This window comes from Sphingomonas sp. UNC305MFCol5.2, from assembly GCF_000712135.1.
Classification (GTDB): Bacteria; Pseudomonadota; Alphaproteobacteria; order Sphingomonadales; family Sphingomonadaceae; genus Sphingomonas.
This window is the reverse complement of the sequence record NZ_JOOE01000001.1, coordinates 547,421-572,420: the sequence shown is the minus strand read 5'-3', so window position 1 is coordinate 572,420 and position 25,000 is coordinate 547,421. Positions and strand designations below refer to the sequence as shown.

Sequence of the window (25,000 nt, the reverse complement as noted above, 5' to 3'; positions counted from 1 at the left end):
CCCGTGGCGAGCCAGGTCCCGGAGCCGATTTGATGCAGGTCAAATTCGCGAGCGGTATACGCTGGCGCACGCCGGGCAGCAAATCCGGGCTTTCCCCTCCGGTGCGTACCCTAGGTCGCGCTCCCGAATGTCCGGCGATCGGGCGAATTCCTATGCCCGAGCCTCCTCAAACCCTGCGTGGGGGCTAAGACGATGAACTCAAGGAAGCTTTGGCTGTGGCTGGGAGGGATATTCCTGCTCTCGTTCGCAGTCCTCGGCCTCATCGGCCGGGAAATCTACGTGAAGGCACCGCCGGTGCCCGAATCCGTTGCGACGACGCGCGGCGAAACCCTCTACACCAGGGCCGACATCCAGTCCGGCCGCGAAGCCTGGCAGACGCTCGGCGGCATGGAACTTGGCTCTGTCTGGGGACATGGCGGCTATGTCGCGCCCGACTGGGGCGCCGATTGGCTCCATCGCGAGTCGATGGCCCTTCTCGACATCTGGGCGAGGAAGGACGAAGGCAAGCCCTTCGCGCAGCTCCGCTCCGAGGAGCAGGCTGGCCTGAAGGAGCGGCTCAAGAATGAGCTGCGGACCAATCTCTACGATCCCGCCAACGGAACCATCACCGTCTCGCCGGAGCGGGCTCAGGCGATCCGCCAGATCGCGGATCATTATGCGAAGCTCTTCAGCAGCGACCCCGCGCTCCGCGCGCTCCGGATCGACTATGCGATCCCCGAGCGCTCGCTGAGGAGCGACAAGGATCGTGCCAATATCGGCGCCTTCTTCTTCTGGACGGCCTGGACCAGCGTCACCAATCGGCCAGGCGAGACGATCAGCTACACCAACAACTGGCCGCACGATCCGCTGGTCGGCAACACGCCTTCGGCCTCGCTTGGGATGTGGTCGATCGCAAGCGTACTGTTCCTGATCGCCGGTGTGGGCTGGCTCACCTGGTACCAGGCGCGTCATGGTGAGGAGGAACATGCGGTCGCTCCTGCCAGGGACCCGCTGCTCGGGATGAAGCCGACGCCGTCCATGAAGGCGACGACGAAATACTTCATCACCGTTATCGGCCTGTTCCTGACCCAGGTATTGCTGGGTGCAATCACCGCACATTACGCCGTCGAGGGGCAGGACTTTTACGGCGTCGCGATCTCCGACGTCATCCCCTACGCGCTCACCCGCACCTGGCACACCCAACTCGGCATCTTCTGGATCGCCACCGCGTGGCTCGCGACCGGGCTCTACGTCGCGCCGATGCTGTCCGGGCACGAGCCCAAATTCCAGCGGCTTGGCGTGAATGTGTTGTGGGTCGCGTTGCTGGTCGTCGTGATCGGCTCGTTCGCCGGTGAGTGGATGGGCATTCAGCAAAAGCTCGGTCATGGCGCGAACTTCTGGTTCGGCCATATGGGCTATGAGTTCGTCGATCTCGGCCGCTTCTGGGCGATCCTGCTGTTCGCCGGACTGATGATCTGGCTGACCCTTGTCGGCCGTGCGCTCTGGCCGGCGCTGAAGACTCCCTCGGAGAGCCGCGGGCTCATCGGCATGGTGTTCGTCTCGACGGTCTGCATCGGCCTGTTCTTCGGCGCGGCATTGACCTGGGGCCGTCACAGCCCGTTGTCGATGATCGAGTATTTCCGCTGGTGGGTGGTCCATCTCTGGGTCGAGGGCTTCTTCGAAGTGTTCGCGACTGCAGTGATCGCGCTCATCTTCGCGGGGCTCGGGCTGGTGCGCGCCCGTGCGGCGAACACGGCGGTGGTCTTCTCGACCGCGGTGTTCCTGACCGGCGGCATTCTCGGCACGCTCCACCACCTCTACTTCTCCGGTACCACCACGCCGATCATTGCCTGGGGCGCGATGTTCTCCGCGCTCGAGGTCGTGCCGCTGTCGTTGCTGGGCGTCGAGGCGCTTCACAACTACCGGATGACCAAAGCGGCGCCCTGGGTTCAGACCTATAAATGGCCGATCCTGTTCTTCGTGGCGGTGTCGTTCTGGAACCTGGTGGGCGCGGGAATCCTCGGCTTCTCGATCAATCCGCCGATCTCGCTTTATTATATCCAGGGCCTGAACATGACGGCGAGCCACGGCCATGCCGCGCTCTTCGGCGTGTACGGAATGCTCGGAATCGGCCTGATGCTGTTCTGCCTGCGCACCGCATTCCGCGAGGCGGCCTGGTCGGACGCGATCCTCAAGCCGACCTTCTGGGCGCTCAACCTCGGGCTGGCGATGATGGTGTTCCTGAGCCTCGTCCCGTCCGGCCTGTACCAGGCCTATCACAGCGTCACCAACGGCTTCTGGTATGCGCGCTCGCCGGCTGTCGTCCACAGCCAGACCATGGAAACTCTCGTCTGGTTGCGTGTGCCGGGCGACATCGTCTTCGGCCTGGGAGCGATCCTGCTGGCGCTGTTTCTGGCACGGCTGCTGCTCGTGCGCGGAAACCGCGGCGCACGCTACCCGCGGCCGGAGCTGGTGCCAGCGGAGTGAGAGCACCAGGGGGCCGGCTTTCCAGGGGAGCCGGCCCCATTTTCTTCAAGACAGGATTCGAGCAATGAACGCCCACGGCCAGACGCACCAGGATTCCAGGCGGATCCCTCCGTTCCTGCGAGGCGGGTTCCGTCCCTTCTTCCTCGGCGGCGCGGTCTGGGCGATGGTCGTTGTCGCGCTCTGGATACTGGCGATGGCAGGCAAGCTCGCATTGCCGACCCATTTCGATCCGCTCGCCTGGCACCGCCACGAGATGCTGTTCGGCTATCTGGGCGCGATCATCGCCGGCTTCCTCCTGACCGCTATTCCCAACTGGACCGGGCGACCTCCCGTCGCGGGGAGCAGGCTCGCCTGCCTGGCGGCGCTCTGGCTCCTCGCGCGCGTGGCGATTCTCTTCTCGACCATCACCGGCGCGGTGCTCGCGATTGCGCTCGACGTCGGGTTTCTCGTCCTGCTTGCGGTCATGGCGGCGCACGAAGTGCTCGCCGCCAAAAACCGGAACCTGCTGGTCGTCTTTGCCGTCAGCCTGTTCGCCGTTGCGAACGCGCTGGACCATGTCGAAGCCTTGGGCGTGGGCGTACCTGCCGGGCTCGGATGGCGGCTCGGCTTCGCCATTGTCCTGCTTCTCGTCTCGCTGATCGGCGGACGGATCATTCCGGCCTTCACGCGGAACTGGTTGACCAAAGCGGGGGAGGGCGGGCGCCTTCCGCCGCAGATGAACCGCTTCGACATCGCCGCGCTGGCAGTGACCGTGGCCTCGCTGCTGGCCTGGGCAGCTTTGCCCGACGCTCGGGTGAGCGGCGCGCTGCTGATCGCCGCCGGCCTTCTGCAGACGGCTCGCCTCGCACGCTGGTCCGGGCTGCGGACCTGGCGCGAGCCGATCGTCCTTATCCTGCACATTTCCTATGCGTGGCTGCCGCTTGGACTGCTGTTGCTCGGTGGAAGCTATTTCATCTGGTGTATTCCCGTCTCGGCCGCGATGCACGCACTGAGCGCGGGCGCGATGGCGTCGATGACGCTGGCGGTGATGACGCGGGCAAGCCTTGGCCATACCGGCCGCGAACTGCGTGCGGACGGGTGGACGCAGGCAATCTACGCACTGGTCACCGCAGGCGCGGCGCTTCGCTTCGCGGCTCCGATGCTTCCGTTCGACTACGGCTCCACGATCGCTGCCGCGGGCACGCTCTGGGGGGCTTCCTTCCTCCTCTTCGTGCTCGCTTACGGGCCGAAGCTGCTCGGGCCGCGGCCAGATGGAAAGCCGTGATCTCAGCCGAACGCGATTTTGGGATCGGGGCCGAATAACCAGGGATGCAGCCAGAGCAGCCCTGCATAGAGCCCGCTCCCGAAAGCGAGGGTGCCGGCGAGGTCGCCCCTGCGCCAGCGCGCGCGTGCGCGGCCACCGGGCAGTGCGGCGAAGGGGAACAGGCTGGTGCGCTGCGCCAGCACCCCCCATTGCGTTCCCAGGGCGCGGCGTTTGCGGCGGTCGACGATCGGCATTGCCAGCAGCGCGAAACCACCAAAGCCGCCGAACATGACGACGGAAACGAGATCGCCGTTGGGGACGACGTGCGCGAACGCCCAAAGCGCGAACGCCCACAACAAGGGGTGCCGCGTGATCGCGACGATGCCGGGGCGGGCGGGGTCGAACTTCCTGCCGCTGAAGCTGATCGACAGGGGGTTGGGGCAGATCGCGCCGCCTGCCAGCAAAAGGAAGGCCGGCAGCATGAGCGCGATCGGTGCATAATATTGCCAGATCGCGACGTCCCACAGCGGAAGGAACGGTGCCCGTGCAGCGGCGCTGAGCAGCCAGGCGAGAAGGGCCAGCGAGAGCAGGAATAACCGATGAGATAGCCGCGCTCTCCCAGATGCGCTGCCAGCCATGCCCGTATAGCGGGTCGGGCAGGGATGCTGTGGCTGACCAGAAACGCCGCGAGCGCCGCAATGAACTCGAGCACGTTACCTCCCACAAGGTGATCGCTGGTGCGAAGCCGGGGCTCCGGTAGCCACCCTAGGGGCAACATCCCAGTTTGCCGAAGCGATTCCCGGGCGCATTCCGCAACTCTGACCGACATGGCCCAGGAGCGTGACATGTTTCCGACCCGACATGCACTCACTTCGCGCGAGATAGCAGCCGTTTGGCCGACGGCTACGCTGCTGGCGCCGCTACCGGCCATCGATTTTGGAACGGTGGGGGCCGGCCATTTGCACTACGGCCTCGTCGCCCGGCGCAGATCCTTGGCACGGGTCCGCCGCTTGTGGTCCAGCCTTTCAGCGCTCCTGCAGACGCGCCTGTTCCAGCCACGACCGGCGGGAGTGGACGGCGCGCGATGAGCGCCATCGAATTCGAGTCGACACCAAATCCCGACGCCCTGCGCATCCTGCCGGGTCGCCGCCTGTCTTTCGGGCAGCCGCGCCAGTTCACGAAAGCACAGGCCGCTGCCGACCCGATCGCGGCTGCGTTGCTGGCGGTCGATGGCATCGCGCGCGTGCTCATCGGCGCGGACTTCGTGACGGCGGTGCGCCTGGACGCGCGATGGACCTGGGACCGGTTGCGCCCCGAGCTCGCTTTCGCCTTGTCGGACGCGCTCGAGCGCGATCGCGAACCCGCGGCGCCGGCACCTTCGCCCAAGCCTCAAATAACGGGCGAGATCGAGCAGCAGATCGAGGATGTGCTCGATCGCTGGGTACGGCCATTGCTCGCGGCCGATGGCGGCGAAGCGGTCCTCGTGCGCTTCGATCCCGCCGACGGCACCGCCTGGGTGCGCATGGACGGCGCCTGCGGCGGCTGCCCGTCGGGAAGCATCACGCTGAAGCGCGGCATCGAGCAGTCGATCCGGCGCTGGGTTCCGGAAGTGACCCGTGTTCTTGCCGCGGAGCCAGAGCAGGTTCAGGACGCCGATCCGAAGGCCAGGTTCCGCCGGTGGATCGCGGAAAAATGGGGCGGACCTAGGTGAGCCTCGCGATCATCACCATCCGCACGAGTTCCGAAAGCGTACGCGCATCCATCTTGGTCATGACGTTGGCCCGATACACCTCGACGGTCCGCGCGCTGATATCGAGGTCATAGGCAATCACCTTGTTCGCCTTGCCCTCGATCAGCCGCTCCATAACCTCGCGTTCGCGCCCCGACAGAGTTGCGAGACGCCGCTGTACCTCGTCACGCTCCCGCTCGATCTCGTCGCGGTTTTGCTGGCGGGCCAATGCCGTCCGCACGGCGATCAGGATCGCTTCGTCGCTGAACGGCTTTTCGATGAAGTCGGACACCCCGGCATGGAGCGCCTGGATCGCCATGGGGACATCGGCATGGCCGGTCACGACGATCACCGGATCGGCCACCCCCATCGACTTCAATCGCGCGACCAGTTCGAGGCCGCTCATCTGCGGCATCCGCACGTCCGTGATGATGCAGCCATGCTCCATGGTGGGCACGGCTTTCAGGAACTCGACCGCAGTCTCGTAGGTGCGGGTCGCGATCTCCGAGCATCCCAGCAGGAAGGACAAGGAACTGCGAACACCCTCGTCGTCATCGACCACATGAACCACCGGTTCACTCGGCATCGTCAAGCTCCTCCTTGCTCACGCTGGGAACGGTGAAGCCGAAGACCGCGCCGCCACCCTCATTCGCTCCCGCCCAGATCTTCCCCCCATGCGCTTCAACGATCGTGCGGCAGATCGAAAGCCCGACGCCCATACCCGTTCGCTTCGTGGTGACAAAGGGCTGGAAGAGCTGATCCGCCACGTCGGGCCGGATGCCCGGGCCGGTGTCGGATACAGTCACAACAGCCATCTGGTCGTCGTCGGGGGCGACGTTGATCACAAGCTCGCGACGATCGGTTTCGATCATCGCGTCGACGGCGTTGCGGATCAGGTTCAGGATGACTTGCTGAATCTGCACCTTGTCGACCAGCACCAGATCGATCTTCGGTTTGAAGTCGATCCGGACATGCACGCCAAACTCCTTGGCACCAACCAGTGCGAGCGCAGCCGCTTCCTCCAGCAACTTGGGCAGGCTCTCCAGCCGCCGCTCAGTTTCGCCGCGCGAGACGAAGTCGCGCAGCCGGCGGATGATCTCGCCGGCGCGCAGGGCCTCGCTGGCGGCGAGCTCGACGGCTTCGGCGACTCGTTCCTGCGGCACCTGCTCGCGCTTGAGGAGCATCTTGCTTCCCGAGAGATAATTGCCGATCGCGCTGAGCGGCTGGTTGAGCTCGTGTGCCAGCGCCGACGCCATCTCGCCCAATGCGGTCAGGCGGGAGACATGCACCAGTTCCGTCTGCAGTTCCTGCAGGCGCGTCTCCGTCTGCTGGCGCTCGGTCAGGTCGCGCACGAAGCCGGTGAAGAACCGGCCCTGCGTGAGCTGCATCTCTCCGACCGCAAGTTCCATCGGGAAAGTGGAGCCGTCCTTGCGCTCACCTACGACGACCCGCCCGATGCCGATGATGCGCCGCTCACCGGTGCGGTAGTAGCGCTTGAGATAGCCGTCATGCGCTTCGCGGTAGGGCGACGGCATAAGCATGCTGACATTGCGGCCGGTGACCTCTTCCGCAGTCCAGCCGAACTGGCGCTCGGCGGTGCCGCTGAAGTCGCGGATCAGGCCCTTCTCGTCGATCACGATCATCGCGTCCGGAACCGTCTGAAGGATCGAGGTGAGATGGGCTTCGCGCTGCTCGAGCTCGCGCGCGAACGCCATTTCGCCGCCGCGGGCGCGCTTCAGCCATTCGCCACCGGCGGCGACGACGCTGCCGACGCCGACAAAGACCGCTGCCCCGACCCAGTCGCCGGGCAGCAAGTCGCCTGTGAGCGAATCCGCCGCAAGCCCTGCGGCGGCACCGACCAGCGTCGCGAGCAGTCCTGGCCAAAGTCCGACAAAGGCCGCTGCGACCACGCCTGGCACGAAGAAGATGAATGTTGCTCTATGTTCGAGCAGTGGATCGAGGCCGAGGCGTGCCGCAAAGCCGAGCCCCATCACGGTGACCGCGATGAGCTTTGTATGGAACGCGCTCACGCGCCGGGACATCAGCAGAGGAGCGCGGGGCTTCAACGCGGGTCTGAAGGCATTGTCGGCATCGCCGCCGCCTCCGGTGCGTACCCTAGGATGAAGACCCAAATTTTCGCTCCCGACCGGTCTGCCTAGATTGATCGCGACAGTTGCTGTGGAGCGAGTGCCGCAGCAGCACGGAGAATTCAACATGATAGCGCCTCTCATCGAACTTGCCGCGCAGCGGGTGCGGGACCGCGGCGCGAGATGAGCCGGGACGGGCGGCGGTTTCGCCGGCGTTTTGGAGAACTTAGATGCCAAATCCCATAGTCCTTCTCGTCGACGACGATCCCGCGGTGAGAGCCTCGATTGCATTCGCGCTGGAGATCGAAGGATACGACGTTGCTGCGTTCGACAGCGCCGAGGCACTTCTCGCCACGGATCATGCATCGCGTCACATCTGTATCGTGCTCGATCACCGGCTGCCCGGCCTGGATGGCCTCACGCTGCTGGCTACGCTGCGCGCGCGCGGCGACGCGGCGCCCGCCATCATCATCACCAGCAATCCGCCCCAGCGATTCTGCCGGCGCGTCGCCGATGTCGGCGCACGGCTCGTCGAGAAGCCGCTGCTTTGCGACGAGCTCGTCGCGGCGGTGCGGGAGATCGCCGGCACGGGAGGCACGCAATGCCTCTAATGTCATCCGGCAGGGTACATCTCGACCGCCGAAAGCGATCGCAGATTGCCACACGAGCAGACAGGGCCCTTGCTGAACCGCTTTCCCGCGGCAGTGTCCACCAGGCAGAGATGATTCCGCAGGGCCTGCCTCTCCTCCGCCAGCCATCCGCCGCACGCCGTTACCTGGCGCACCACCGTGCAATGCTGTGCTGCGGCGATCTCCTCGAGCCTCGAGGTCAGGAGGGCGCGCCCCGGCGCGGCGCGGCTAAGCTCGACCGTCAGGAAATTGTCGACAAGCATGACGCGCCCAAGCCTTGTGCACTCCTCGATACGATAGCTGGTCATGCCGAAAATGCCGCCGTCAGGCGCGCGCAGCCCCAGCAATTCGCCCGGCTCGCGGCAGCTTGCCACGAATGCCGTCCAGAGATCCGGGGGAACTTCGGGGGCGAGCGTGCGGATCAGGGCATAGACCTGCTCCGCATCGTCGGGCCCGATAGTTATGACCGCGAAATAGGACATGTGTCTGATCCGGTTGGTGCTTCCCGTTTTCTTGTAAGCAACCGGCAAGGTCGCGCCTTGACCTGCCTCACTTTTGAATGATCCCCGGGGGAAACTACATGCAAGTGCGCAATCTGGCCGCCGCGGATCCGCATCTCGAGGGCGATCATCCGTGTTTCGGATGTCCCGTCCGTGAGCTGGCGGTGTGCAACACGCTCGCGCAAGGCGAGCTGGCTGCCTTTCGGACCAGCGGTTCATGCAGGCATCTCGGGGCCGGTGACCCCTTGTGCTGGCAGGGCGATGAAGCCACGCACGTCTACACCGTCACACGCGGGGCGCTCCGCCTCTCGAAGCTGCTGGTGGACGGGAGGCGGCAAGTCACCGGCTTTGCGTTCCCCGGAGACTTTCTGGGTGTGACGATGGAGGATGAGCACCCCTTCACGGCCGAAGCGGTCTGCGAGGTCGAGCTCTGCCAGTTCAGCCGGCGCCGTTTCGACGCTTTCGTCGATTCGCACCCCCATATGGAACGGCGCCTCTATTCGGCGGCGGCGAGCGAGCTTGCGGCAGCGAGGGACCAGCTCGTCCTGCTTGGCCGCAAGACCGCCACCGAACGGCTCGCCAGCTTCCTCCTCGAAATGGCCCGGCGCAGCGATCAAAGTCCTGGCGAGCCGCTCCGGGTGATGCTGCCGATGCCCCGCAACGACATAGCCGATTATCTGGGATTGCGGATCGAGACGATCAGCCGCGAGCTCGGGGTGCTCAAGACCAGCGGCCTGGTCCGCATGATCGGCGTGCATGAAATCTGGATCCTCGACCGGCGTGGGCTCGAGCAGCGTTCCGCAGGGGGGCAGTGAGGCAGATCAAATTCCCGTGGCGGGTCTCTTAATTGATCCTGCGCAACCCGCCTTCTCCTGAAGCGCGCAGAGAGAAGATCGCATCTGGACGAAAGGTTGCGAACATGAACAAGAATATCCTGCTGTCGGCAGCAGCCGCAGTATTTGCGTTGGCCGGGCCGACAACCGCCGCATCTGCCCAGGACCACAGTGCGCATACCGGCGGCGGTGCGCCCGCAGCCGTTGGCGACGTCGTACGTGAGGCAACCGACCTTCCTTCCGCGCTACAGCGCAGGAACCCCGAGACCGTTCGCGTCAACCTCGACACGGTCGAGGTCACCGGGAAGCTCGATGACGGCACGAGCTACCATTACTGGACCTTCAACGGGAAGATCCCCGGGCCGTTCGTCCGCGTGCGCGTTGGCGACACGGTCGAGGTCACGCTCAAGAACGCGGCCGACAGCGTCATGATGCACAATGTGGACTTTCATGCTGTGACCGGCCCGGGCGGCGGGGCGGCGGCGACCATGGCGGCGCCGGGTGAAAGCAAGGGTTTCACGTTCAAGGCGCTGAACCCGGGCCTCTACGTCTATCACTGCGCAACGCCGATGGTCGCGCAGCATATTGCCAACGGCATGTACGGCATGATCCTCGTCGAACCCGCCGAGGGCCTGGCGAAGGTGGACCGCGAATTCTACGTGATGCAAGGCGAGATCTACACCGATCAGGCGTTTGGCGCGAAGGGCGAGCTCAACGAGAGCATGGACAAGCTCCTCGCGGAAACGCCTGAATTCTACGTGTTCAATGGCGCGGTCGACGCACTGGCGAAACACCCGCTGAAGGCGAAGACCGGCGAGACGGTGCGGATCTTCTTCGGTGTGGGGGGCCCCAACAAGACCTCGAGCTTTCACGTGATCGGGGAGATCTTCGACCGGGCCTGGCCGCTCGCGTCGCTGACTTCAGCACCGATCACCGACGCGCAAACGCTTTCTGTTCCGCCAGGCGGCGCGGCGGTGACCGAGTTCAAGCTCGACGTGCCCGGCAAGTTCGTCCTCGTGGATCATGCCCTTTCGCGCATGGAGCGCGGGCTCAAGGGCCTGCTGGTCGTGGAGGGAGACCCGCGACCCGATACCTTCAAGCCGCATCAGGCGATCGACCCGAACGTCAAAACCGGCCACGAGTAGATTACCCAGATCGGGTGAAGCAGACGCGGCGGCAGCGATCCCTTCGCTGCCGCCGTGTTACGTGCGGGACATTATTGATCGAGGCCTGTCGGCTCGCCCGCCGCAACTCCCCGGCAGCCCTGGTGCCAGGGTTCGGGCCCTATGCGCCGATCGCCCGGCGGCCCCGCCCGGGCGCGACGTGCTTCGAGCCGGTACCTTGTCCGGTCCATGACGTTCGGTCCGGCCGACGGGCAGGCAACCTGCGAACAGATGCTGCATGTGCGGTCTCCCCCTTTGCCGGCGGAATGCACCGGTCGTGCCTGCGCGACCATAAGACGAACACTGCAGATCCTCGCGCGAATCCAGTCGCAAGATCAGTTGAACCCGGCGTTCAGAAGGTGCGGGGAATCCCTCGGCGGACAATCCTCACATCGCGCCCGTCGTGGCGGGAATGCCAGCCCGCGCTGAGCACCGCACGCCGGGCACAATGGGATCACCGGCAACCATTGTCAGGCGTGTTGGCTGGTGGTCGAGGAGGGCAAGGGCCGACCGCACCCATGGATGTCTCCGGCGGCAGGCCGGCCCTGCGCCATCAACGGAATCCGGGTGAAAGCCTATTCGTTCCCGCGGCGTGCCCGCGCGAAAAGGGGCACCGTCCGAGGACGGTGCCCCTTTTCTCTCCAGCGACGGCACGTTTCAATGCACGCCGGCGAGCAATCCGGTCATTACCTGCTTCGCGCGGCCCGGGAGGCTCACCGCTCTGGCCTGCGCCAAATTGACGGGGGTCCCCACGACCACGACCCCGACCATGCCCATGCTGACGTGCGGAGCGCACCGGAAGCCGTAGACCCCGGGCTTGGTGAAGGTCACGGTGAGCGGCTTGTTCATCTGACCCTTGAACGGTTGCGCGCCGGCCGGAACCATTCCCGGAATGCTCTCGGCATTGTGGCCCATGTCGTTCGGCTGGAACGTCACGCTCTCGCCCGGCTTGATTCGCAGGATGCTCGATTCGAACACCATCATGCCCGCTGCGCCCCGGTTGAGCATCTTGACCGCATAGGTCTTGGCGGGCGGCGCAGCCGGCGCCGGCGCGGACCGGCCGAGCCCGAGGGCTGCCGCTGGCGCAGCAATGGCGATCGCGCCAGCCGCGAGCAGAATTGTCGGAATACGCATGAGAAACCTCCATTTTTCGCCGGTCGGACGCAGGCGCCTCCGGTCGCCCGAACGGGATATGCCAGCCCACGTCCCGGCAGGATGAGGTGCATCAAAACGCCGCCGCCTGGTGCGCATTTGAGATAGATCAAATCGCTCTCCCCGCCGCCCGTCACACTGGGCGTGACGCAAGCGAAGGGGATGATCATGGAATTCGAGAATGCTCTCGCCGAGGAGATCTGGACCGCGAAATATCGTTTCCAGCCGGCGCCGGACGAGGGAGACGCGACCATCGATGAAACGATCGCCCGTGTTGCTGCGGCAGTTGCCGAAGTCGAGCGCGAGGAGGTTCGCGCGCTGTGGCGCACCCGCTTCGAGGATGCGTTGCGCGACTTCCGCTTCATCCCGGCCGGTCGGATCCTCGCCGGCGCCGGCACCGAACGGGCGGTCACGCTCTTCAACTGCTTCGTGATGGGAACGGTCCCCGACAGCCTCGACGGCATTTTCGAGCATCTGCGCGAAGCTGCGGTCACGATGCAGCAGGGCGGCGGCGTGGGCATGGATTTCTCGACGATCCGCCCCGCGGGAAGCGCGGTGCGCGGCGTGGGGGCGGAAGCCTCGGGCCCGCTCAGCTTCATGGACTGCTGGGATGCGATGTGCCGCACGGTCGAATCGGCCGGCCAGCGGCGGGGGGCGATGATGGGCTGCCTCAGGATCGACCATCCGGATATCGAAGCCTTTATCGATGCCAAGCGTGATCCGTCGCGCCTCCGGAACTTCAACATCTCGGTGCTGGTGCCCGACGCCTTCATGATGGCGCTCGCGGCGGACGGCGAATGGCCCCTCGTCTTTGACGGCCGGACCTGCCGAACCGTGAAGGCGAAGGCGCTTTGGGAGCGGCTGATGCGCGCGACCTACGAGACCGCCGAGCCGGGCGTGATCTTCATCGACCGGGTCAACGAGGCGAACAACCTCGCGCATTGCGAAACGATCAGCGCCAGCAACCCGTGTGGCGAGCAGATGCTTCCGCCTTATGGCGCATGCCTGCTCGGCTCCATCAACCTCGCCAGGCTCGTGGATCGCCCGTTCGCGGAGGATGCGGCGCTCGACGAAGCGGCGCTGGCCGAGCTCACGCAAACCGCTGTGCGCTTCCTCGACAACGTCATCGACCTCTCGCGTTATCCGCTTTTCGATCAGGAGACCGAGGCCAAGGCCAAGCGCCGGATCGGGCTGGGGATCACCGGACTGGCCGATGCGCTGCTGTTCTGCGGTGCCGCCTATGGCACCGGCGAGGCGGTGGCGCTCACGAGGCAATGGCTTCAGGTGATCAAACGCGAGGCCTACCGCACCTCCGCGCGCCTCGCCGGAGAGAAGGGGACCTTTCCGGTCTATGACGAAACCATGCTCGATCGGCCCAATCTGGCGTCGCTCGATGCGGAAACCCGGGCGCTGGTCGCCGAGCACGGCCTGCGCAACGGGTGCCTCACGTCGATCGCCCCAACGGGGACGACCTCCTTGCTCGCGGGCAACGTCTCTTCGGGAGTCGAGCCTGTCTTCGCCTATTCCTATACCCGGCGACTCCGGCAGCCGGACGGCTCGACGCGTGAACAGGCGGTCGAGGATTATGCCATGCAGGTGTGGCGGCGGGAAAAGGGCGACATCCCGCCGCCCGAGACGCTCTTCGTCAGTGCCCAGACACTGACGCCATCGGATCACCTGACAATGCAGGCGGCGGCGCAGGCGCTGATCGACAGCTCGATCTCCAAGACCGTCAACTGTCCGGAAGACATCAGCTTCGAGGCCTTCGCCGACATCTATGTCGAGGGCTATCATCTGGGCTGCAAGGGCCTCACGACCTACCGCCCGAACGCTGTCACCGGATCGATCCTGCGCGTCGCCGCGCCGGACGCGAGCTCCGCGATCGTCGAGGAGCCGCCGCTCGAGCCGCGCCTCGAAGCGCTCGACGGCACCACCTACAAGCTGCGATGGCCCGATAGTCCGCATGCCGTCTACGTCACGATCAACGATCTGGCGGCCGGGGATGCGCGGCGGCCGTTCGAGATATTCGTGAACTCCAAGAATATGGAGCATTATGCCTGGACGCTCGCGCTCACCCGGATGATCTCGGCGGTGTTCCGGCGCGCGCGCGATGTCTCCTTCGTCGTCGAGGAATTGAAGGCGGTATTCGACCCACGCGGCGGCGCCTGGATGCAGGGGCGCTATGTCCCATCGCTTCCCGCGGCGATCGGCGGGATCATCGAGCGGCATATCGGTTCGCTCGAGGTGCCGCACGAACAGCACAGACCTGCGCCCGCGCCAATGGCGATCCCGCAAAACTGTCCGCAGTGCGGCGCGCCAGCCCTGATCAAGACCGAAGGCTGCGCCAATTGCCTCGAATGCGGCTTCTCGAAATGCGGATGAATGCGAAGGCCAGGCTTTGCGTCTCGCGGCTGCTCGCCGCCTGTGGCGTACTTGCGCCCTGCCAGGCGATTGCCCAGCAGTCGCAGCCGCCCGCCTTCAAGCCCGATCGGACGGCAGAGGACTACAGCTACCTCAACGACCGGAACAAGCGGGCGTCTGCGCTCGACCGGATCAAGTTCGTGCCGGTCGCGCACGAAGGGGATGTCTATGCCAGCTTCGGCGGCGAGATCCGCGAGCGGGCGGAGACGATCGATCGCCCGTCCTTCGGCGTCGGCGGACGCGAGGCGGACAGCTATATGTTGCAGCGAATCCTTCTTCACGCGGACGTGCACCTGGAGTCCGGTCTTCGCGTCTTCGGCCAGCTCGGCGCCGAAAAGGCATTCGGCAAGCAACTTCTGTCACCGCCGGACGAAGACCATCTCGACGTGCAGCAGCTCTTCGTCGAAGTGAAGCCCCGGCCTCAGCTCGCGATCCGGTTGGGGCGTCAGGAGATGGCGTTCAATACGAGCCAGCGCTTCGTCTCTTTCCGCGACGGCACCAATGTGCGCCAGAATTTCGACGGCGCACGCGTGACGCTCACGCTGGGCCGGCTGAAGCTCGACGGCTTCGCAGTGCGTCCGGTCAGGCTCAGGCGCGGCATATTCGACGATGCCGGGAACCGGCAACAGGCGTTCGGCGGAGTCTATGGCGCGCTTGGCCTCGATTCGCGCCGCTCGACGACGATCGATGGCTACTGGATGTATCTCGACCGCGATGCCGCGACTTTCGGCGGTGTATCGGGCGAAGAGCATCGCCACAACCTCGGGCTGCGCAGCGGCGGCGGCGTCGGCAAATGGGACTGGGATGTCGAGGGACTGCTGCAGCGTGGCACCTTCGCGGGCCAGGGCATCCGGGCCTGGGGCTTCGCGGCGGATATCGGCTATACGGCACCGGGCCACTGGAGACCGCGGCTGGGCCTGCGCCTCGATTCCGGATCGGGCGACCGGCGCGCAAGCGATTCGACGCTCGGCACCTTCAATCCGCTTTTCCCCAAGGGTCCCTATTTCAACGAAGCCAATGTGACGAGCTTCGCCAATCTGGTGGCGTTGCGTCCGAGCGTTCGGGTGCAGCCCGGTCGGATCCTGTCGCTCGAGGCAGCGACGCAGTGGAAGTGGAAGGAGGCGCGCGGCGATGCCGTCTATCTCGGCCCGGCGGCGCCGCTCGCCGGCACGCGGGGCGGCCCGCGCGGGATCGGGCAAGTCAGCACCATCGACGCAACGCTTCAGCTCGGGCGCCATTGGAACCTGCGGGGTTATTATCTGCATCACAGCGCCGGGGAGGCGATCGAAGCGGCGGGAGGGCACGCGATCGATTTCGCGATGGCGAGCGCGCAGTTCCGGTTCTGACCACTGCTGGCCGTCTGCCGTGTCCGCGCACGCGAGGATATGATACCAGGTCGTGAATCCATAAACGACCGCTATCGTCACGGGGGCTGAACGTCCGAGATCGGGTGGTGAGCCGTCCGTCCGCTACCTGGCAATTGGGTGCGGAAAGCTGACGTAACCGAGCGCCGCCACTTTCCCAAAAAGGATGGTCGAACGGTACAATCCTCACTCCGCTTTCCACTTCACCGGAATGCGGAGGTAAGTGATGCCGTTAGCCTCCGCCTCGTCGAAGTGGCCCGCCCGAATATTGACCTGGATTGAGGGCAGCAGCAGTTTGGGTACAGGAAGTCCAGCGTCACGCTGCTCACGCATGGTTACGAAATCACTTTCGCTCACGCCGTCATGGACATGGACGCTTGACCGGCGCTGCTCACCCACAGTCGTCTCCCAGCGATAATCATCGCGGCCCGGCGCCTTGTAGTCGTGGCAAAGGAACAGCCGCGTCGCATCAGGAAGCGCAAGCAGGCGGCGGATCGAACGATAGAGCGTGCGGGCGTCCCCGCCGGGGAAGTCGGCGCGCGCGGTGCCATAGTCGGGCATGAACAGCGTATCACCGACAAACGCCGCATCACCGATCAGGTAGGCGACGTCAGCCGGGGTGTGGCCGGGAACGTGCAGCACCTCGGCCTCCAGCTCACCGATCGCGAAGCGGTCTCCATCCTCGAACAGTCGGTCGAAATCCGAACCGTCCGTCTTCAAATCGTCCATCGCGAACACGGGACGGAAAATCTTCTGCACGTCGCGGATATGCGCGCCGATGCCGACCCATGCCCCGGTATGAGCCTTGATGAAGGGCGCGGCCGACAGATGATCGGCATGGGCGTGAGTTTCCAGCACCATCGCGACCCGCCAGTCATGATCGCGCGCGAAGGCAACCATCCGCTCGGCCGAGCGCGTGTCCGCGATACCGCTCGCCATTTCGAAGTCGAGCACCGGGTCGATCACCGCCGCTGTCCGCGTCGCGGGATCGCCGACAAGGTAGCTGATCGTGTTGGTCGGCTCGTCGAAGAACGCCTCGATGAAGGGCTGGGTCATGATTTCCTCCATTACCTCTTGCTAATATATTAGAATTTACTACATAAGCAATATCTAATGGAGTGGTGAAGATGCTCAAACCGCCGATGGACTTGGCGACATTCGAGGCGAAGGCCGGGCAGGTTGCCGACACGCTGAAGGCGATTGGCAACGCGCGACGGCTGATGCTGCTGTGCAAGCTGGTCGAGCATGGCGAAGTGACGGTCGGCGATCTGGCGCGCGATGTCGGCCTATCGCAATCGGCCTGCTCGCAGCACCTCGCCAGGATGCGCGACGAAGGCCTCGTCACCTATCGGCGGGAGAGCCAGACGCTTTGGTACGCCATCGCGGACACCCGCGTCGAAATGCTGCTCGCCACCCTCTACCAGCTCTACTGCAAGGATTGATGCGATGACGCTTGCGACCCTTTCTCCCGCCGACACCCGCGCCGCGATCAATGCGGGCGCCCGCCTGGTAGATATTCGCGGGACCGACGAACATGCGCGCGAGCGTATTCCCGGCGCGATGAATGTGCAGCTCGACCGGATCGGCGATCTACCGCGTGACGGTCGCCCGATCGTCTTCCACTGCAAGTCGGGCATGCGCACTGCCGCCAATGCGGCGCAGCTTGGCGCGGCAGCGGGCGGCGCCCCGGCCTATATCCTCGAGGGCGGGATTGATGCGTGGCGGCAGGCCGGTCAGCCCACCGTCGCCGATCGGTCGCAACCGCTGGAAATCATGCGGCAGGTGCAGATTACGGCGGGTGCGCTGGTGCTGACCGGCGTGCTGCTCGGCCTGTTCGTCGCCCCCGGCTTCTTCGGTCTCTGCGCGTTCGTGGGAGCCGGACTGATGTTCGCAGGGATGACGGGATGGTGCGGCATGGCCAACCTGCTGCGTGCCATGCCGTGGAACCGTCGCGCGGCTGACTGAGGCGATCATGGACACCGCCACCATCCTTGCCACGCTCGTGTCGGGGGGCGTGATCGGGCTGATCCTCGGCTTGGTGGGCGGGGGCGGGTCGATCCTTGCCGTTCCGCTATTGATCTATGTCGTCGGCATTGGCTCGCCGCACGCCGCGATCGGGACCGCCGCAGTCGCCGTTACGGTCAATGCGCTCGCCAGCCTCATCGGCCATGCCCGCGCCGAACGGGTGAAATGGCGGTGTGCAGGCGTGTTCGCGGTGTCGGGCATGATCGGAGCCGCGCTGGGCGCGGAGCTGGGTAAGACTTTTGACGGCAAGCGGCTGCTCATCCTGTTCGGGCTGCTGATGATCGGCATTGGTCTATCGATGCTGCGCAAGCGCCGCACGGCAGAAGCGCCCGATGTACGACTGACACGCGACAGCGCCGCGATGCTGCTTCCGCGATTGGTTCCGATTGGGCTTGCCGTCGGGCTTGCCGCCGGTTTCTTCGGGATCGGAGGCGGGTTCCTGATTGTGCCGGGGCTGATTCTCGCAACCGCGATGCCATTGCCCTTTGCCATTGGCACGTCGCTGGTGGTCGTCAGCGCGCTCGGGCTGACTACCGCCACTTCCTACACTCTGTCTGGGCTGGTCGATTGGCCCTTGACCGTGCTGCTGGTCACGGGCGGCGGCGGTGGGACGATTGCCGGTATCGCGCTGGGCAAGCTTCTCGGCACGCGCAAGGGGCTGCTCGAACGTGGCTTTGCTGCCGTGGTGATCGCGATCGGGGCCTATATCACTACGTCATCAATTTAGGGTCGCGATCCTCCCGAATGAATCCGGGTCGGGAAGATCGCGCGGAACGAAGGGCTGCTTCCGGCGGCTCTGGATGTACGCCTGAACGTCCGTGATCGGGGGGCGTTAGCGGCCGATCCGCTTTTATAAGTCTACACCCTAGATGGCGCGCGAGTGCCGGACCGGCCCCTGGCCCAGATATTGGTCGAAAAGGGCCGCGACCACGCGAACCAGCGGCCGGGCCTCATAGGGCATCTCGAGCACATTGCCGCGCACCGTGGCGAGCCCGTCATGCACGATCTCGCCGAGCCCCGCGGCGCTACCGATGACCTCGCGAGCATCGGCGCCGTAGCGGGCGCAAACCTGGTCGAGATCGACGCGATAGTCGCACATGATCCGTTCGATGATCGTGGCGCGAAGCCTATCCTGGCCCTCGAATGCGCAGGCTTTGGCCACGGCCGTGCCATGCGTCTCCACGCGCTTCTGATATTCGCCGATCAGGACCGAATTCTGCACATATCCCTGCGGCAGCCGTCCGATCGACGAGGCGCCAAAGCCGATGAGCGTCTGGCACGCGTCGGTGGTATAGCCCTGGAAATTGCGGTGCAGCCGGCCTTCGCGATCGGCGCGCGCCAGATCGTCTTCCGGGCGAGCATAATGGTCGAGGCCGATGCGGACATAGCCGGCATCCTGTAACAACGCAGCGATCGCCTCCGCCTGTGCGTGGCGTTCGGCGCCATCGGGCAGCACGGCCTCGTCGATCTTGCGCTGGTGGATCTTGAAACCCGGAACATGGGCATAGCCGAAGACGGCGAAGCGATCGGGCAGGAGCGTAAGTGACTGGGCGACGGTCTCGACACATGAGTCCACGCTCTGGTGGGGCAGACCGTAGATCAGATCGAAATTGACCCCGGCCACGCCCGCATCGCGCAGACGCTCTGTCACTTCAGCGGTTTGTTCGAAGCTCTGGATCCGGTTGATGGCGCGCTGCACGACGGGATCGAAGCTCTGCACGCCGAGGCTGGCCCGGGTGACTCCGCCATGTGCGAGGGCTTTGATCATCATGCCGTCGAGCGTACGGGGATCGAGCTCGATCGCGACCTCGCTGTCGCGGTCGATGCGAAAGGCGCCGCGCAGCCGATCCATCAAGTCCATGAACTGTTGCGGCTGCATCAGGCTGGGCGTTCCGCCGCCGAAATGCAGGTGCCGTGCGGGCAGGGCCTCGACCATCGCCTTTTGTGCCCAGGTGATCTCGTCGTGGAGCGCGGTGAGATAGCGCGTGATCGGTGCCTCGCGCGCGGTGATCGTGGTGTGGCAGCCGCAATACCAGCACATCGACCGGCAGAAGGGGACGTGCAGATAGACCGAGACCGGCTCCGCCACGGGCAATTGGCCCAGCCAGCGCGCATAAAGCTCCGGCGTCATGCCGGGTCCGAAATGCGGGGCGGTGGGATAGCTGGTGTAGCGCGGCAGCGGCCGGTCCGCATAGCGCGCGACGATCTCGGGGGTCACGTCCGGGCTCCTCATGGTCTCGCCCGGCCCTCTAGCCCAACCGTGGCGCGACTGCGCCTCGGGTACGGACCGGATGTGGCCACACCGTATTTTCGGGCGCCGCGCGGCGCGCCTATTGCCGCCTCGATCGCGAACCGGCGCTCGTACGGTTTGCGGGCGGAGACGTCGGATTGCGAGTGGAAAATGATGTGGATCACCGCCCGGACAAGACCCTGGCGCTACATCGACAGCGCGGGCATCCCGTCCGCACCGGAGGCAAGAGATGCGCGTCGCTGGACGCTCCAACGGGCTGACTGCCGCCGTCTGGCTGGCAAGTCTCGCGTTGTTGCTGCGAGCAGCCTTGCCCGGCGGCTTCATGTTGAACCCGGCCGATCACGGTTGGGGCGTGTCGATCGCATTGTGCGCGGGCACCGCGACGATGGCGACCGATTCAACGCATCTCGAGGAAACGCGCGGCAAGAGCGACGCGCCGCACAAGGCGGATACGGTCCCTTGTGCGTTCACTGGCCTGCTCATGCCGCATCTGGCGCAATCTTCCGCGCCGGGATCCTGGTTTCCGGCGTCGGTCGCAGGAACGCCCCTGGCCGGGCCGATAGCGACGCATCAGGCCGCACCGGCGCGAATGCCGGCGCCGCCGCCGCCCAGCCAGGCGCCGCCGACGCAGCCCGCCTGAACTCTCTCCATCGCATGGCCTGCCTTTCGGGTGCTCGCGCGCCCGGGGATCCGTGCGCCTCGACGACCTGGCGCCTGCCGCCGCAATTTTCCGAGACATGCAATGCACCAACGTCCCATTCGCGCACGCCTTCTTCTCACGGCAGTGCTGCTCATCCCCGCTCCGGCGCTCGCGCAAGAAGCGACGGCGCTTCCCACCGTCGACGTGACATCGACGGCCGGTGCTGACACCGGCGAGACCCGCGCGCCCGAACAGATTCTCCGCGACGCGGTCCGTACCAGCGATACTGCCGCAATCCTCCGCGAACTGCCGGGCGTCAGCGCCTTCGATGCGGGCGGCGTGGCCAGCCTGCCGACGATCCGCGGGCTCGAGGCGGACCGTATCGCGATCCTCGTGGACGGGATCAAGATCGACGATGTCTGTCCGAACAAGATGGCCCCGCCGCTCTCCTTCACCGATCCGCAGACCATAGCCTCCATCACAGCCTTGACCGGCGTCACGCCCGTTAGCCTGGGCGGCGACACGATCGGCGGTGCGATCAGCGTCGAGACGCTTGGGCCCCGCTTTGCCGCTTCGGGCGCGACACTGCTCGCCGGGCGGGCAAGCGCCTTCTATCGCAGCAACGGCAACGGCGCAGGCGGGGCTTTGTCGCTGACGGCGGCGAGCGACGCGCTGAGCCTTACCTACAACGGCTCCTATACCCGGTCGGAAAATTACCATGGCGGCGGCGATGGCGTGGTCCGCGCGTCGGAATTTGCCAAGACCGACCATGCGCTGGCGTTCTCCGCGCTGACCGGTGCCGGGCAACTGGAGCTCAGAGCCGGAATCCAGCGCGCGCCGCGCGAAGGCTTCACCAACCAGTATATGGATATGACCGACAACCGGTCATGGTTTGTCAACGGCCGCTACAAGGGCGTGTTCGGCTGGGGCGACCTCGACCTGACAGTGCATTATCGCGACACCGATCATGAGATGAACTTTCTCGAGGACAAAGGCGGCATTGCGAACGGCGGCATGCCCATGCTTACCGAAACGCATACGGCCGGCTATACGCTGAAACTGCGGTTCCCCGTTTCCGCGCGCGATACCATCGGCGTCGGCAGCGAATTTCACCATCAGTGGCTGAACGATTATTGGCCGCCCGTCGCCGGCAGCATGATGATGGGACCGAACCCTTATGTGAACATCAACGGGGCGAAGCGCGACCGTCTGGGAAGCTATCTCGAATGGGAACGCCACTGGAATGGACCGCTGTCGACGGTAGTTGGGATCCGCAACGACCAGCTCTGGATGAACACCGGCGATGTCCAGCCATATTCTACCGGCATGATGAGTATGGCCGATGCGTCCGCCGCGACGGCCTTCAATGCGGCCGATCACGCGCGCCACGACAGCAACTGGAGCGGCAGTGCGCTGGCGCGCTATTCGCCTTCGGATCGCCTGGTGCTGGAATTCGGCTATGCGCACAAGGTGCGCTCGCCCGCTCTCTATGAGCGCTACAGCTGGGGGCGCGGATCGATGTCGAGTCGCATGATCGGCTGGTTCGGTGACGGCAATGGCTATGTCGGCAATCTCGACCTCGCGCCCGAGCGGGCCGACACGCTGAGCGCGGCATTGCGTCTGGCCGGCTCCGGCGATCGCGGCTGGACGCTGCGGGTGGCGCCGTTCTTCACGCATGTCGCGGACTATATCGATGTCGTGAAACTCAGGGACCTGACCGACGGGATGGGAAAGCCGACCGGCTTTGCGCAGTTGCAGTTCGCCAATGGCGAGGCCCGCTTCTACGGCGTCGATGTTTCCGCGACGCTGCCGCTTTGGGACAGCAAGCGCGCCGGGAGCGCGGCGATTTCCTTCGTCGGAAGTCTGGTCGAGGGCGACAACCTCGCCGATCGCGGTGCTCTTTACCACCAGATGCCCGTCAATGCGAAGGTCAAGCTCGTGCACAGGTTGGGTGGCCTGCAAAGCCACATCGCGTTCGCCTTGGCGGCTGACAAGACCCGCGTCGATGTGACCCGCAACGAGCCCGAAACGCAGGGCTATGCGCTGGTCGATCTCGGTGCGAGCTATGGCTGGAACGGGATTCGCCTGAGCCTCGACGTCGAGAATCTGCTCGATACCGCCTATGACCTGCCGCTCGGTGGGGTGTCGCTCGGCGACTATAAGGCGACGGGCCTGGTGCGCCCGGTGCCGGGGCGCGGCCGAAGCGTCAATCTTGGCCTGAGCGTGGAGTTCTGAGCCATGAAACTGCTCACGCTCACGGACCGCTTGTGGGGGCTCGGGATGACCACCGCGGTCTATGGCGCCATCGTGCCGGCGATGTTCCTGCTCTCGGCAGGTATCGGTCCTGCGCCGGCCCGGTCCGGGGCGCTCAAGACCTTCGACGTGGCGTTGCCCAAACCCGCCCCGGAACGCGCTCCGAGACCGGCGGAGCGCAAAAAATCCGTCGAATCCATTATGGCGGCGGACCGGCCGGCACTTCCGGAACGACCTCTCCCGCCGGCACCCGCGGCGAATAGCGCAAGCAACCGCGCCGTGCCCGAACCCACCACGCCGGCTGCCGCTCCGCCAGTGCCTCAACCGGCAACCCCGGTGGCCGCACCAGCGGCGCCCGGCCGCAGCGCTGACTCCGCATCCGCGCAGCGGATCTACGCGGCACGTCTCTGGGCGCATATTGCCGCCCGGCGGCCACCCGGGATCCGCATCGAAGGTACCGCCATCGTCGCATTCGCCGTGACGCGGAGTGGTACACTCGAGAATGTGTCGCTCGGCCAATCCAGCGGCAACCCGATGCTTGACCGCCTCGCGACACGTATCATCCGGCAGGCCGCACCATTTCCCGCGCCGCCCGCGGAACTGACCGACGAGCAACTCCGCTTTACCATACCGTTCAGCTTCCGCTGAAGCGGCGGGGACGCGGGCAGCGTCCTGGCGGGTCCGGCAGAAGAAGCAGCCGGACAAATTGATGCGGCGCAAACGGTGGCGGCCAGACGTGTCGTGCCGCGCGTCGGACAATCACGCGGCGGATCTTCCCGGGCGCGCGACCGCGTGGCGGGCGCCCTTTTGCGGCCGGGGCATCAGATCTTCCCGCGGGCCGGCAGGGGCGCACCCTCGAGCAGATCCTCGATGAACAAGCTGAGCAAGGCGGCGCGCGAGCCAACGCCTGCCTTGGCGTAGGCGCGCGTCAGTTGCGCGCGGATCGTTCCCGTTGCGGCAGAACGTAACCGCGCGATCTCCGCGATGTCGCACCCCTTGAGCGCGAACAGCGCCACATCGGCTTCCGCGCCGGTCAGCCCCCACGCCGCGAACCGCCGGACAATCAGATCTGCCAGCGCGCCCGACGCGGCCGCCAACGCGTCGTTGCGGCGCTGCGCTTCGGCCATCATCGCCCTGAGATGCCATGCACCGAAAACGACGCCGGCGACGAGCGCTACCGCGACGAGACCTTCCACCACGATATGGGCGGTCAGGCCTCCCAGGCGCAAATCGGCAAGTGCGTCGGCGACGAAGAATATCGCGGCCACCGACTGGAGCGCGACGATCGCAGCGATCGCCCATCTCTGGCCCTTGTGGTTCTCGCGGATTGAACGGCGCATCATTCCCGTCTCCGGCGCGGCGGCCAGGGGAGCATCGCTCCAATGATCTGGGGGCCAGCGCGCCGGGTCTCGAAGATCACACCCGCCAGGTGGAGCGCGATCAGCACGTAGAGCAGGTTCACGGCGATCTCATGCGCTTCGGTCAACGTGCCCTCTTCGTCTTCATGCTCGCCCCGACCGTCGTGCCGGGTGGACACCTTCGTGGCGGAAAGGCGTTCCATCGGCTCCGCCTGACTCTCCCGCCCGGAAATCGCGTTTCCTGAAAGCCCCGATGGTGGCGAGAGTGCGATGCCGGTCGCGACGATGACCGCAAGGCAGCTCCACATCGTATAGACCATCAGCGCACCGAGCGGGTTGTGCGACGCATGGATGGTATGGCGCCCCGCGGCAATATCGCGGATATGCGCCAGCGCGCGCGACGGGCTGGGTGGAAAGGCCGAAAAGCGCGCCTGTGGCGTGCCGACAAAGCCCCAGAGCAGCCTGAGCGCGAGCAGGCTTGCGAGCCCAAAGCCGACCCAGACATGCGCCGCTGAACCTTCTTCGGTAACGAGTGCGTTCGCGATCACCGCGGCGACAGTCCCCCAATGGGCGATGCGCACAAGCGGATCCCAGCGTCGTAGCAGGGGCGCTCTGTTAGCGTTCATTGCCTTGCTCCTCTCGCGCACAGTGCCCGCCGGCAGGGGAGGGGTGCGGCCCTGCGATTTTCGGAACGGCGACCGCTGCGCCCCGCTCGGGCGGTGGCGCGGCAAATTTCGAGCGTTCGGCGATCGGGAATGTCCAGCGCATTTCGAATGTCCTCCTGATACCGCAACTGGTCTCTGGATGGGGCGCCGCCATTGTCCTGGCGCTTACCGCTGCCGAAATAAGCGCCTGCTGACGGGCTGCCTGTGGGGCGGCGCCGTCG

Annotated in this window: 22 protein-coding genes and 1 pseudogene; 14 read left to right on the top strand and 9 right to left on the bottom strand. The window is 65.5% G+C overall.

Annotated elements, in window-relative coordinates:
- Nucleotides 1-192: 192 nt before the first annotated feature.
- Both BR78_RS0102835 and BR78_RS0102830 read left to right on the top strand, forming a co-directional pair.
- A complete protein-coding gene (locus BR78_RS0102835; protein WP_029934812.1) occupies nucleotides 193-2,466 on the top strand; it encodes a nitric-oxide reductase large subunit in 2,274 nt (757 codons plus the stop codon).
- Between the two features lie 64 nt (nucleotides 2,467-2,530).
- Entirely contained in the window at nucleotides 2,531-3,730 is a 1,200-nt protein-coding gene (locus BR78_RS0102830) for an NnrS family protein (protein ID WP_037565902.1), read from the top strand.
- A 2-nt stretch (nucleotides 3,731-3,732) separates the two neighbouring features.
- On the opposite strand, the pseudogene BR78_RS20330 reads toward BR78_RS0102830, so the two are convergent.
- Nucleotides 3,733-4,487 (bottom strand): annotated as a pseudogene (locus BR78_RS20330) (NnrU family protein).
- 306 nt (nucleotides 4,488-4,793) lie between these two features.
- On the opposite strand from BR78_RS20330, the gene BR78_RS0102820 reads away from it, so the two are divergent.
- The gene (locus tag BR78_RS0102820) at nucleotides 4,794-5,420 is read left to right on the top strand and encodes a NifU family protein (protein WP_051683169.1); all 627 of its coding nucleotides are present in this window, start codon (nucleotides 4,794-4,796) and stop codon (nucleotides 5,418-5,420) included.
- On the opposite strand, the gene fixJ is transcribed toward BR78_RS0102820, so the two are convergent.
- Both fixJ and BR78_RS0102810 read right to left on the bottom strand, forming a co-directional pair.
- Nucleotides 5,413-6,024: a response regulator FixJ gene (fixJ, locus tag BR78_RS0102815; RefSeq protein WP_029934800.1), complete on the bottom strand. Its 612-nt coding sequence runs from the start codon at nucleotides 6,022-6,024 to the stop codon at nucleotides 5,413-5,415. The two genes, BR78_RS0102820 and fixJ, sit on opposite strands and share 8 nt — an antisense overlap.
- Nucleotides 6,014-7,762, bottom strand: a complete 1,749-nt coding sequence (locus tag BR78_RS0102810; RefSeq protein ID WP_443027663.1) for a PAS domain S-box protein — start codon at nucleotides 7,760-7,762, stop codon at nucleotides 6,014-6,016. The genes fixJ and BR78_RS0102810 overlap by 11 nt, the downstream gene beginning before the upstream one ends.
- Here BR78_RS0102810 and BR78_RS0102805 point away from each other — a divergent pair.
- Nucleotides 7,756-8,136, top strand: a complete 381-nt coding sequence (locus BR78_RS0102805) for a response regulator transcription factor (RefSeq protein ID WP_029934790.1) — start codon at nucleotides 7,756-7,758, stop codon at nucleotides 8,134-8,136. The genes BR78_RS0102810 and BR78_RS0102805 overlap by 7 nt on opposite strands.
- Before the next feature lie 2 nt (nucleotides 8,137-8,138).
- Here the strand turns inward: BR78_RS0102805 and BR78_RS0102800 are convergent, their stop codons facing one another.
- Nucleotides 8,139-8,636, bottom strand: coding sequence for a hypothetical protein (locus BR78_RS0102800; RefSeq protein WP_029934789.1), 498 nt, complete (start codon nucleotides 8,634-8,636; stop codon nucleotides 8,139-8,141).
- 98 nt (nucleotides 8,637-8,734) lie between these two features.
- Between BR78_RS0102800 and BR78_RS0102795 the strand changes: the two genes are divergently transcribed.
- Both BR78_RS0102795 and nirK read left to right on the top strand, forming a co-directional pair.
- Nucleotides 8,735-9,469 (top strand): Crp/Fnr family transcriptional regulator, encoded by a 735-nt coding sequence (locus BR78_RS0102795; protein WP_029934788.1) that lies wholly within the window; start codon nucleotides 8,735-8,737, stop codon nucleotides 9,467-9,469.
- A 32-nt stretch (nucleotides 9,470-9,501) separates the two neighbouring features.
- Entirely contained in the window at nucleotides 9,502-10,632 is a 1,131-nt protein-coding gene (nirK, locus tag BR78_RS0102790) for a copper-containing nitrite reductase (protein WP_197021259.1), read from the top strand.
- A gap of 675 nt (nucleotides 10,633-11,307) precedes the next feature.
- Here nirK and BR78_RS0102785 read toward each other — a convergent pair.
- Entirely contained in the window at nucleotides 11,308-11,784 is a 477-nt protein-coding gene (locus BR78_RS0102785) for a pseudoazurin (RefSeq protein WP_029934786.1), read from the bottom strand.
- 186 nt (nucleotides 11,785-11,970) lie between these two features.
- Between BR78_RS0102785 and BR78_RS0102780 the strand changes: the two genes are divergently transcribed.
- Both BR78_RS0102780 and BR78_RS0102775 read left to right on the top strand, forming a co-directional pair.
- A complete protein-coding gene (locus BR78_RS0102780; RefSeq protein ID WP_029934782.1) occupies nucleotides 11,971-14,184 on the top strand; it encodes an adenosylcobalamin-dependent ribonucleoside-diphosphate reductase in 2,214 nt (737 codons plus the stop codon).
- The gene (locus tag BR78_RS0102775; RefSeq protein ID WP_081855582.1) at nucleotides 14,160-15,569 is read left to right on the top strand and encodes an alginate export family protein; all 1,410 of its coding nucleotides are present in this window, start codon (nucleotides 14,160-14,162) and stop codon (nucleotides 15,567-15,569) included. Before BR78_RS0102780 ends, BR78_RS0102775 begins: the two co-directional genes overlap by 25 nt.
- Nucleotides 15,570-15,773: 204 nt before the next feature.
- Here the strand turns inward: BR78_RS0102775 and BR78_RS0102770 are convergent, their stop codons facing one another.
- Nucleotides 15,774-16,643, bottom strand: coding sequence for an MBL fold metallo-hydrolase (locus BR78_RS0102770; protein ID WP_029934780.1), 870 nt, complete (start codon nucleotides 16,641-16,643; stop codon nucleotides 15,774-15,776).
- A gap of 71 nt (nucleotides 16,644-16,714) precedes the next feature.
- Between BR78_RS0102770 and BR78_RS0102765 the strand changes: the two genes are divergently transcribed.
- From BR78_RS0102765 to BR78_RS0102755, 3 genes are read left to right on the top strand one after another with little or no spacing between them, the layout of a single operon-like run.
- Complete coding sequence (locus tag BR78_RS0102765) at nucleotides 16,715-17,029, top strand: ArsR/SmtB family transcription factor (protein ID WP_029934778.1); 315 nt, start codon at nucleotides 16,715-16,717, stop codon at nucleotides 17,027-17,029.
- Nucleotides 17,030-17,033: 4 nt separating this feature from the next.
- On the top strand, nucleotides 17,034-17,552 hold the full coding sequence (locus BR78_RS0102760) for a rhodanese-like domain-containing protein (protein ID WP_029934775.1): 519 nt from the start codon (nucleotides 17,034-17,036) through the stop codon (nucleotides 17,550-17,552).
- A 7-nt stretch (nucleotides 17,553-17,559) separates the two neighbouring features.
- Nucleotides 17,560-18,339 (top strand): sulfite exporter TauE/SafE family protein, encoded by a 780-nt coding sequence (locus BR78_RS0102755; protein WP_029934773.1) that lies wholly within the window; start codon nucleotides 17,560-17,562, stop codon nucleotides 18,337-18,339.
- A gap of 138 nt (nucleotides 18,340-18,477) precedes the next feature.
- Here the strand turns inward: BR78_RS0102755 and hemN are convergent, their stop codons facing one another.
- Nucleotides 18,478-19,830, bottom strand: a complete 1,353-nt coding sequence (hemN, locus tag BR78_RS0102750; RefSeq protein ID WP_029934772.1) for an oxygen-independent coproporphyrinogen III oxidase — start codon at nucleotides 19,828-19,830, stop codon at nucleotides 18,478-18,480.
- Nucleotides 19,831-20,092: 262 nt separating this feature from the next.
- Between hemN and BR78_RS0102745 the strand changes: the two genes are divergently transcribed.
- The 3 genes from BR78_RS0102745 (at nucleotide 20,093) to BR78_RS21205 (ending at nucleotide 23,404) form a co-directional block, all read left to right on the top strand.
- Nucleotides 20,093-20,503 carry a hypothetical protein gene (locus tag BR78_RS0102745; RefSeq protein WP_029934771.1) on the top strand — a complete coding sequence of 137 codons (411 nt, stop codon included), beginning with the start codon at nucleotides 20,093-20,095 and terminating at the stop codon, nucleotides 20,501-20,503.
- A 102-nt stretch (nucleotides 20,504-20,605) separates the two neighbouring features.
- Nucleotides 20,606-22,738: a TonB-dependent receptor plug domain-containing protein gene (locus BR78_RS0102740; RefSeq protein WP_037565899.1), complete on the top strand. Its 2,133-nt coding sequence runs from the start codon at nucleotides 20,606-20,608 to the stop codon at nucleotides 22,736-22,738.
- Nucleotides 22,739-22,741: 3 nt separating this feature from the next.
- A complete protein-coding gene (locus tag BR78_RS21205; protein ID WP_231478104.1) occupies nucleotides 22,742-23,404 on the top strand; it encodes an energy transducer TonB family protein in 663 nt (220 codons plus the stop codon).
- A 173-nt stretch (nucleotides 23,405-23,577) separates the two neighbouring features.
- On the opposite strand, the gene BR78_RS0102730 is transcribed toward BR78_RS21205, so the two are convergent.
- A complete protein-coding gene (locus BR78_RS0102730; RefSeq protein WP_029934767.1) occupies nucleotides 23,578-24,099 on the bottom strand; it encodes a helix-turn-helix transcriptional regulator in 522 nt (173 codons plus the stop codon).
- Nucleotides 24,096-24,740: a cytochrome b/b6 domain-containing protein gene (locus BR78_RS0102725; protein ID WP_029934765.1), complete on the bottom strand. Its 645-nt coding sequence runs from the start codon at nucleotides 24,738-24,740 to the stop codon at nucleotides 24,096-24,098. Before BR78_RS0102725 ends, BR78_RS0102730 begins: the two co-directional genes overlap by 4 nt.
- Nucleotides 24,741-25,000 lie beyond the last annotated feature (260 nt).